Below are 9,854 nucleotides of genomic sequence, written 5' to 3'. Positions count from 1 at the left end.
ACTGGGTCGTAGAGCGAACCATCTCCTGGCTTCACAACTTCCGTCGACTGCGCATCCGCTTCGAGCGTCTCGCTTTCATCCACGAGGCTTTCCTAACAATCGCTTGCTGCATCATATGCTGGCGACAGTTGAAAAGTCATTCTGTTAACGCTTCTTAGCAGGGGCTTTGCCGCGACATGGACGGCCTCGTGGACGCGCGCTGCAACGGCGCTTTGCGGCGCATTAAAATTTTTTCATTATTGGGCGAAAGCGCCGACAGGACCCGCTGACTAATCTGGCGACCTTCCCATGTTGCCGGAGCGTTCTCCAATGTCAGGGCTGTCCCATCCGGCGCCGTTCGCGCGTGTCGTCAGTCCTCGGGCGCGCTATCCGACGATGCGCGCTGCCGTGTGCGCCGCGCTGTACGCGCTTGGCGTCGCGATGCTGGCCGGCTGCTCGCTCGTGCCGGCCTATCAACGGCCGGGCGCGCCGCTTGCGGCAGGCTTCGACGGCGCGACGGGCGCGCCGCTCGCCGATACGGTCCCCGTCAGGAGCGGCTGGTGGCGCGAATATCACGACCCCGCGCTGGATGCGCTGGTCGATCGCAGTCTGCGCAACAACTTTACGCTGGCGTCGGCGATTGCGAGCGTCGAACAGGCGCGCGGCAACGCCGAGAAAGCCGGCGCGCCGCAGTATCCGACGCTGTCGCTCGGCGCAACCTTCGACCGCAGTCACCAGGGGCGTGGTTCGACCACCAAGACCCAGAGCCTGTTCGCCGAAGCCAGTTACGAGGTCGACTTCTGGGGCTTTAACGCCGCCAATGCCAGCGCGGCCGACCTGCTCGCGCGCGCGTCTGAGTTCGATCGCGATACGGTGGCGTTGACGCTGACCGCATCGGTGGCGGACACGTATTTCCAGGTGCAGAGCCTGCGCCGCCGTCTGGCGATCGCACGGTCCATTTCCGACGATGCCGCGCACATTCTGCAATTGTTGCTCGCGCAGCAGGAGGCGGGCGTCGCGACCGAGCTGCAGGTCCAGCAGCAACGCAATGCGCTCGCCACCTTCCAGGCGGCGGTGCCGGCGTTGCAGCAACAACTGGACACCAACATCCATGCGCTCGCCGTGCTGGTGGGCGCCGCGCCCGAGCAGTTCACGGTCAACGACACCGCGCTCGCCGGCATCGCCATTCCGCAACCGGGTCCGAATCTGCCGGCCAGCCTGTTGGAGACGCGCCCCGATATCCGCTCGAAGGAAGCACAGCTGCAGTCGGCCAATGAGAGCGTTGGCGCGGCGCGCGCGGCCTTCCTGCCGAACATCGTGCTGACCGCCGACGGCGGGCTCAGCAGCAAGTCGCTTTCGCATTTCCTGTCGAGTCCGTTTGCCAGCCTCGCCACGTCGCTGGCCGCGCCGCTGTTCGACGGCGGCGCGCTGCGTGGTCAGTTGCACGCAAGCCAGGCCGCCGAAGCAAAAGGTGTCGCCGACTACCGACAGGCCGTCGTGACTGCGCTGCAGGACGTCGAGGATTCGCTCTCGGCGGCGCAACAGCAGCAGCTCGCTGAAGCCGCCGACCAGACTGCCGCCGACGCCGCCCGCAAAGCCGCCACGCTCGCGCAAGCCCAATACAAGCTCGGCACCGTCGACTTTCTGACCGTACTCGACGCCCAACGCACGCTCTTTCAAGCCGAAGACACGCTGGTGCAGGCGCGGCTCGCGCGCCTGCAAGCTTCGGTGAGCCTGTTTCGCGCGTTCGGCGGCGGCTTCGGCGTGACCGATAGCGGCACCGCTTCCACTTCTACGCCTTCCCGCTCATGAAACCTGCCGACCTTCCGAACCATGAGGCACCCGGCGCGCGCCGTCGCGCGCCGCAAGTGGTGTCGTTTGTTCTTCTTGTCGTGATTCTTGTCGCGTGGCTATGGCCACGGCATCCAGCCGTGAAGCCGGCGGCCGCGGTACCGGTCAACGCCGGCCATCCAGTGAACAGCGACTTTCCAATTCGCGTGGCCGCAGTGGGTACGGTGCAGGCGCTCAATGCCGTGGACGTCAAGGTGCGTGTGGATGGCCAGTTACAGCGCGTGGCCTTCACGGAAGGGCAGGATGTGAAGGCAGGCCAGCTGCTCGCCCAACTCGACCAGGGCCCGCTCACCGCGCAATTGCATCAAGCGGAAGCGGCGCAACGCAAGGATCAGGCCTCGCTCGATAACGCGAGGCTCGATCTCGCGCGTTACTCGAAACTGGTCGGCATCGGCGCGGCGACCACCCAGGCCGTGGATACCGCGAAGGCGCAGGTCGAAGCGCTCGCCGCCACTGTCGCGGCAGACGCGGCGCTGGTGCAGAGCGATCGCCTGCAACTGAGCTTCACCACGCTCTTCGCACCGTTCACCGGCCGTGTGGGCGCGCGCGAGGCCGACCTCGGCGCGATCGTGCATCCTACCGACGCGACCGGCATCGTCACCGTCACGCAGATGGAGCCGATCACCGTGCTGTTCTCCGTGCCGCAAGACGTGCTCCCCGATCTGCTCACGAATCAGGCGGCTGCGCCTTTGGCGGTGAACGTCACCACGCGCTCCGGCAGTACAGCGCTCGCCGACGGCACGCTCGTGTTCATCGATAGTACGGTCGATCCCACCACCGGTCAGATCAAACTCAAGGCCTCGTTCACCAACAAGGACCGCAAGCTGTGGCCGGGCGAGCTGGTGAATGCACGCGTGCTGTTGCGTACCGATACGCAACGGCTCGCCGTGCCGAGCCGCGCGGTGGTGAACACGCAGAACGGCACGCAGCTTTACGTGATCAACGCGAGTGGCACGGCGCAGATGCGTCCGGTGCAAACCGGCGTGACGGTCGACGGAATGACGGAGATACGCGGTGGCATCGCACCAGGGGATCTGGTCGTGTTCGATGGACAAAGCCGCTTGAACCCGGGCTTGCGCGTGGCGGCGACCACGGTGCCGACGGTCGCCCAGGCACCGGCTAACGCAAACTCGGCGGGCAGTCAGGCTAACCAGGACAATCCGTTATGAGCCTGATGGAACTGTTCATCAAGCGGCGCATTGCGACCAGTTTTCTTGGCATCGCGGTGCTGCTGGCGGGCGCGGTCGCGTATTTCATGCTGCCGGTCGCGCCCTTGCCGCAAGTCGATTTCCCGACCATCCAGGTGGTGGCGAAGTTGCCGGGTGCGAGTGCCGAGACCATGGCGACATCGGTAGCGACGCCGCTCGAGCGACAACTCTCGTTAATTGCGGGCATCACGCAGATGACGTCGTCGAGTTCGCTGGGGACCACCAACATCGCCGTGCAGTTCGATCTGTCACGCGATATCAATGGCGCGGCGCAGGATGTGCAGACGGCGATCAACGCGGCCGGCGGCACTCTGCCGAAGAATCTGCCGAACCCGCCGACCTATGAAAAGGTCAACCCGGCCGACTTCACCCTGCTGTCACTCGCGCTGACGTCGCCATCACTCACGCTAACGCAACTCGACAGCTACGCCGAAGACTATCTGGCGCAGCAGATCTCGCAGTTGCCCGGCGTGGGTCTTGTCGATTTCCACGGCCAGCAGCGGCCTGCCGTGCGTATCCAACTCGATCCGGACAAACTCACCGCGCGCGGCCTCACGCTGGAGGACGTGCGCTCGATCGTCGGCGTGCAGACGGTGAATGCGCCGAAGGGCAGCCTGAACGGCCCGGATCGTTCGGTGATTTTCAACGCGACCGACCAGATCACGACTGCCTCGGCGTATCGCGATCTGGTGGTCGCGTACAAGAACGGCGCACCGATTCGCATATCCGATCTCGGTACCGTTCTGAACGCCGCCGAAGACAACCAGCAGGCCGCATGGCTTCAGCACGAACGCGCGATCATCCTCGATATTCACAAGCAGCCTGGCTACAACGTCGTGCAGACGATTACCAACATCAAGGCGAAGCTGCCTGCGCTGGAAGCGATGCTGCCCGCCGCCGCGCATCTGCATGTCGTGGGCGATCGTACGCAAACCATCAATGCGTCGGTGCACGACGTGCAGTTCACGCTGATGCTGACGGTCGCGCTAGTCGTCATGGTCATCTTCTCGTTTCTGCGCAACGTGTGGGCGACGATCATTCCGAGCCTGACGATTCCGTTGTCGCTGGTCGCTACGTTCGGCGTGATGTATCTGCTCGGCTATAGCCTCGACAATCTGTCGCTAATGGGGTTGACCATCGCGGTGGGCTTCGTGGTGGACGATGCGATTGTCGTGATCGAGAACGTGATGCGGCATGTCGAAGAAGGCGTGCCACGCATGAAAGCCGCGCTGCTCGGCGCGATGGAAGTGCGCTTCACCATTATCTCGATGACGATCTCGCTGATCGCGGTGTTCATTCCGATCCTGTTGATGGGTGGCATTGTCGGACGCCTGTTCCGCGAGTTCGCGGTGACGGTGAGCGCGGCGATCCTGATGTCGGCGCTGGTCTCGCTGACCGTCACGCCGATGCTATGCGGCTGGCTGATCCGTCTGCCTGAGCCGGATGACACAGGGCACATGCGCAAGCTTGAGGCTTGGCTCGAAAGACGCTTTGTCGCGGTCGAGCGGCGTTACGAGCGTGGTCTCGATTGGGTGTTGAATTGGCCGAAACTGATGCTTGGCGTGACGATCGCGACGATCGTCGCGACGCTCGCGCTGTTCGTCGCGATTCCGAAGGGTTTCTTCCCGCAGGAAGACTCCGGTTTGATCATGGGTGTCGCGCAGGCCGCGCCGGATATTTCCCCGCGAGCGATGTCTTTGAAAATGCAGCAACTGGGCAATATCATCGAAGCCGATCCCGCCGTCGATAACGTCTACTACTGGATGGGTGCGAATCCGACCGTGAGCCAGGGCCGCGTGATGATCAACCTGAAGGCGTTCGGTCAGCGCAAGGACAGCGCCGCGCAGGTGCTCAATCGCCTGAAGCCGCAGTTGGCGAAGGTGATGGGCATTTCATTGTCGATGCAGGTGCGCCAGGATATTCAGGTAGGTGGCCGTATCAGCGCCGCGCAGTATCAGTACACGCTGCAAGACCCTGATATCAACGAACTGAATCATTGGGCGGGTGTGCTGACCGACACGCTGTCGAAGTTGCCGCAACTGGCGGACGTCACCTCCGACCAGCAAGCGGCCGCTACCAGCGCGACGCTCGTGATCGACCGCAGTACGGCCTCGCGCTTCGGCATTACCGCGCAAGCCATCGACGACACGCTCTACGACGCGTTCGGCCAACGGCAGATCGCAACACTGTTCACGCAGCTGAATCAGTACCACGTCGTCGAGGAAGTCGATCCGGGCTTTCAGTTGACCACCGACGCGCTCGCGCACCTCTACGTTCGTTCGCCGCTGACCAATGAACTGGTGCCGCTCAATACGCTCGCAAAGATCGAAAACAACGTGTCGCCGATTTCGGTGAATCACCAGGGGTTGTTCCCGGCTGTGACGATCTCGTTCAACCTGGCACCGGGGCAATCGCTCGGCAATGCCGTGACGGCGATTCACCAGGCCGAAATCGCGGCAGGCAAACCCGACAGCTTGACGGGGTCGTTCCAGGGCACAGCGCAGGCGTTTCAGGCCTCGCTTTCGAGCGAACCGTATCTGATCGCGGCGGCGCTCGTCGTGGTGTATCTGATTCTCGGCATCCTGTACGAGAGCGCGATTCACCCGTTCACCATCATTTCGACGCTGCCCTCGGCGGGGGTGGGGGCATTGCTTGCGTTGATGCTGTGCGGCCAGGATCTCTCGATCATGGGGATGATCGGCATCATCCTGCTGATAGGTATCGTCAAGAAAAATGCCATCATGATGATCGACTTCGCGCTTGTGGCCGAGCGTGAGCAAGGCTTATCGCCGCGCGAGGCGATCCGTCAGGCGTGCGTACTGCGCTTTCGGCCGATCATGATGACGACGCTCGCCGCGCTGTTCGGCGCGCTGCCGCTCGCGCTCGGTCATGGCGCGGGCGCGGAGTTGCGCGTCCCGCTCGGAATCGCGATTGTCGGCGGCCTGATCCTTTCGCAAATGCTGACCCTCTTCACGACGCCGGTGGTGCACCTGTGGTTCGACCGTCTGTCGCATTGGCTGGCGAAACGGCGCGCGAAAGGCGATATGTTCGAGCGCGAATCGGTAGGTTGAGCGCGGTCGGCGCGTAACTGCCGGTGCTCGACTGCTGGCGCGCTCTTCCATGCTCAGCGTGTCATCCCGCCACGCATTCAATTCTGTTGGACCGCTGCCAATCCGGCGCGGCGGTCGATATCTTCAGCCTGAACGTCCTGAGTGCGTTAATGCACTTTGGCTGCGGCCTCCTTGGCGAGCAGGCGTTGCGCTTGCTGATCGCCTTTTCCTGCTTCTTGTGAAGTTTGAACCGACGTCTCGCTTGCTTCGGCCAACAAGGCACGTGCGGCGCTGCTGATGTTGACCGTGTACGACGAAGCGGACGTACCGGTGCTCGACCCCGTAGCCGAAGAAGCGCTCGTGCTCGAGGCCGGCGTGCTCGCCGCCGAACTCGAGGCCGGCGCGGCTGTTGAGGGCGACGCTTGCGCGGTGCTTTGACCGATTGCCTGAATGGACATCCCAATCTCCCGATAGAAAAAACGTTTGTACTGCGTTCTGTCTATCGGCCTCGATTCGGAGTGCTTGAGCAGTATATTCTTTCAAAATTTCCGTCATCTTAAGGGTCTCTTAAGGAGAGTTAAGAAAGTCGAAAAGAGAGCGTTGACAGGATAGATCTGCTTGCCGTAAAGGTGTCCTTTTCTTAAGGCTGGCATAAGGTTTCTCACTCCCTCCTATCTGCCAAGGTATAAGTTGCCACTGAAACTCAAAGAGAGTTGAGTAATCAGGATTCTTTTGCAACTGGCAGCAAGAACCGACGATCTTGCAATGTTCAACTTGGCCATCGACAGCAAGCTGAGAGCATGCGATCTGACGCAAGCTGCGCGTGCGTGATACCTGCCCTGGCCAGCGCGTTGCGTCATGGGCGATGGTTATGCCAGCAAAAGACAAGCGATCGGGCATCGTTTTACGCGCCGTCACCGTTCAGTCACGCGCGCATGTTTCTATCTATTAAGTTTCATTACCGGCTACCTCGCAAATGTCGGTGCCCCTGCCTTCCCACCCCGCATACATGTTTCAGGAGACGAACATGCCGAGCATTCGATCTGTTTACGCAATGAGCCGCATTTTTTGTCGCACCGCGCTCGCGTTCACCGCCTTCTGTTTCGCGGCCGGCAGTGCCGACGCTCAAACCTCGGCGAAGCCGATAGTCACTTCGGGTTTTAGCTTGGCTGTGTTCGCGGCGGGTTCCGGCGGGTTGATTAGCGCACCGGACTCACTGGCCGTGCTTGATGGTCACGTTTGGGTCGGCTATGCAAACAACGGCGCACCCGATGGCTCGAACGGTGCGATGAGCGTGATTGTTGAATATTCGCAAGACGGCAGTGTCGTGAAGACTTATCAAGTCGCGGGACACAACGATGGCCTGAAGGTCAATCCGTACACTCGCGAGATCTGGGCGATGCAGAATGAGGATGCGAACCCAAACCTCGTCATCATCAATCCCGCGACCGGCCACGCATCCAAACCGTATTCCTTTGGCAAGACGCTGCACGGCGGCGGTTACGATGACATCGTGTTCAAGGACGGCCAGGCCTACTTCAGTGCGTCCAATCCCACTCTTAATGCTAGTGGCAAGAGTGCGGGGCCCGCGATTGTCCGCGTTGTGCATCTAGATGCAAGCACCTACACGATCGACGTCACTCCGGTAATGCGTGGCACATTGGACGCCAGCAACATACCGTTTGGCACCGTGGCCGCCCTCAACCTGACTGATCCGGATTCGATGACGCTGACGCCGTCGGGTGATGTACTGCTCGATGATCAGGGAGATGGTCAGCTTGTACTGTTGCGCTCGTCGGGCGATGAACCGCGAGTGCAATATCTGCCGCTTCTCGGCAACGTGCAGGTTGACGACACGGTATTCGCCACTGCGCGACGGGGCTACCTGCTCGTGTCCGATACGAAGGCTAACATGGTGTACAAGATTAGTGCCAATGTCTGGCAGCGCGACGCGGCGTTCTCCGCATCAACGGGCGTGGCCGCTACGAGTAGCACGCCGGCGGTGCCGGCATATGTCGGCCAACTTGATTTGCGTAGCGGAGCACTTCTTCCTTTGGTGACCAATTTGGTTAGTCCGCACGGCATGGCCTTTGTACCGGCAGATGACCAGCAGTAACGGCCGCGCGTTGATTGCCGGATGGCGTGATCGCCGTAAGCAATTCCGCGGCGATTGCGTTGCCCGAACGCGCGGTTGTCCCCTGGGGCGGACGCGGTCATGGAGGTAGCGCCATCCGCTTGCCGACCGTATCTCTTGCTCAAGCGATTCCCAGCGCCTGCAATATCGGTAGATGTATTTCAGCAAAGCGATTCGCTTTCGCAATCAGATCGTTGCGGGTGTTCAGCGGGCTAAGGGAAACACCTTCCATGGCGTGAGCCGGGGTGGGGCTCGTGTGCAAAGCAGCTTCGGCGAATTCCGCCCACTGTGTGGGTTCCCTTAAATGACGTCGCCTCGCCAACAGGAAGAACTGCGGCACACGGGGGATCAAAACCCCGATCCGGACACCGGACTGACCAGAAATTGTACGTCCCCATGCTGGAGCGCCTGCTCGCAGATGGCGGCGTTCAGCCTGTCCGATGACGGACGAGCGAGGTCAATGTGCGCCTCTACCTGTACATTCAGCAACACCCCGGCCCCCACTAACGGCTCCGGTGCAAATCGGAGAAGCCAGTAGGTTAAGCTCCGGTTTTGACTAGCGCACGCAGGCTATGAGTAAGCTGACAGACATCGACAGGCTGTTCAACGGCCGCCACTTCGACCGCGAAGTCATCGTCCTGTGTGTGCGTTGGTACCTGCGTTACAAGCTCAGCTTTCGAGACCTCGTTGAAATAATGGCCGAGCGCGGGCTGTCGCTCGCGCACACTACGATCATGCGCTGGGTCAAACGCTTCACGCCGGAGTTCGTCAAGCGCTGGAACCGGTTTGCAAAATCCGCTGGTCGTTCATGGAGAGTCGACGAAACGTATGTGAAAGTCCGTGGCAAATGGGTCTATCTTTACCGTGCAGTTGACCGCGCGGGAAAGACGGTCGACTTCCGGCTCAGCGCCAGGCGCGATGTCGCTGCGGCCAAGGCTTTCTTCGCAAAAGCGATCAGGAGTCAAGGGCTCGCTCCGAAGACAATCACGCTGGACGGTTACGCTGCGTCTCACCGCGCGGTGCGGGAAATGAAGGCGGACCAGTTTCTGCCCGCGGACACGACATTGCGATCGTCGAAGTATTTGAACAATTTGATCGAGCAGGATCATCGCAACATCAAGTCCTGGGTCAACGCAATGCTCGGCTTCAAACGCTTCAGGAATGCGGCCATTACGATATCGGGCGTGGAGTTGATGCATCGCATTCGCAAAGGTCAGTTCAACCTCGCACGGTTGCGCCTCAAAGATACCACTGCTCCCGCTGTTTGGAAGTCAGTCCTTTCAGCACGATGATGCAATGGTGAATACACCGTTTTTTGCTTGCGCCCGCAATTTGCACCACAGACCTCCGCTCGACCCAGAAGAGCCCCGACTCACTCCATGAGCAGAATGGAAATGATCACCTGCCCTAACCTTGATGAAGGGTGAGGAGGAGCACGTTTGGGAACGGGGACGCCGACTTCGCGACGCACCCTTGTTTGTATGATGACGCTGCGTAACGATTCCCAGTTCAAGAAGCCGTCCTCGCCTCGACCCTGATGACTGGACACGATGAAAACCGGACTGCCTATCCTCACCTTGACCACGTTTCTGGCCCTCGTTGAGGTGCTTCTGCCAGCAATGCTTCGCAATC

Annotated in this window: 7 protein-coding genes; all 7 read left to right on the top strand. The window is 61.0% G+C overall.

Annotation, left to right across the window (positions count from 1 at the left end):
* Window positions 1-158 (top strand): transposase (locus tag P0D89_RS38105; RefSeq protein WP_408378106.1); only part of this gene is annotated, 158 nt, incomplete at its 5' end.
* Between the two features lie 151 nt (window positions 159-309).
* Window positions 310-1,791: an efflux transporter outer membrane subunit gene (locus P0D89_RS38100; RefSeq protein ID WP_408367925.1), complete on the top strand. Its 1,482-nt coding sequence runs from the start codon at window positions 310-312 to the stop codon at window positions 1,789-1,791.
* Window positions 1,788-2,999, top strand: coding sequence for an efflux RND transporter periplasmic adaptor subunit (locus P0D89_RS38095; protein WP_408367927.1), 1,212 nt, complete (start codon window positions 1,788-1,790; stop codon window positions 2,997-2,999). The genes P0D89_RS38100 and P0D89_RS38095 overlap by 4 nt, the downstream gene beginning before the upstream one ends.
* A complete protein-coding gene (locus tag P0D89_RS38090) occupies window positions 2,996-6,109 on the top strand; it encodes an efflux RND transporter permease subunit (RefSeq protein ID WP_408367929.1) in 3,114 nt (1,037 codons plus the stop codon). Before P0D89_RS38095 ends, P0D89_RS38090 begins: the two co-directional genes overlap by 4 nt.
* Before the next feature lie 276 nt (window positions 6,110-6,385).
* Window positions 6,386-6,526: a hypothetical protein gene (locus P0D89_RS38085; protein WP_408367931.1), complete on the top strand. Its 141-nt coding sequence runs from the start codon at window positions 6,386-6,388 to the stop codon at window positions 6,524-6,526.
* 589 nt (window positions 6,527-7,115) lie between these two features.
* A complete protein-coding gene (locus tag P0D89_RS38080) occupies window positions 7,116-8,204 on the top strand; it encodes a hypothetical protein (protein ID WP_408367933.1) in 1,089 nt (362 codons plus the stop codon).
* A gap of 599 nt (window positions 8,205-8,803) precedes the next feature.
* Window positions 8,804-9,514, top strand: a complete 711-nt coding sequence (locus P0D89_RS38075) for an IS6 family transposase (RefSeq protein WP_408361250.1) — start codon at window positions 8,804-8,806, stop codon at window positions 9,512-9,514.
* Window positions 9,515-9,854 lie beyond the last annotated feature (340 nt).

The sequence above is a fragment of the Paraburkholderia sp. RL18-085-BIA-A genome (assembly GCF_046027075.1).
Lineage (GTDB): Bacteria > Pseudomonadota > Gammaproteobacteria > Burkholderiales > Burkholderiaceae > Paraburkholderia.
The sequence above is the reverse complement of the archived record's forward strand: the minus strand, read 5'-3'. Positions and strand labels throughout refer to the sequence as shown.

What these genes read in the sequence shown, in the direction of transcription:
- P0D89_RS38095 (WP_408367927.1), top strand. Translation starts at nt 1,788, where the DNA reads ATGAAACCTGCCGACCTTCCGAACCATGAGGCACCCGGCGCGCGCCGT.
- P0D89_RS38080 (WP_408367933.1), top strand. Translation starts at nt 7,116, where the DNA reads ATGCCGAGCATTCGATCTGTTTACGCAATGAGCCGCATTTTTTGTCGC.
- P0D89_RS38090 (WP_408367929.1), top strand. Translation starts at nt 2,996, where the DNA reads ATGAGCCTGATGGAACTGTTCATCAAGCGGCGCATTGCGACCAGTTTT.
- P0D89_RS38100 (WP_408367925.1), top strand. Translation starts at nt 310, where the DNA reads ATGTCAGGGCTGTCCCATCCGGCGCCGTTCGCGCGTGTCGTCAGTCCT.
- P0D89_RS38085 (WP_408367931.1), top strand. Translation starts at nt 6,386, where the DNA reads ATGTTGACCGTGTACGACGAAGCGGACGTACCGGTGCTCGACCCCGTA.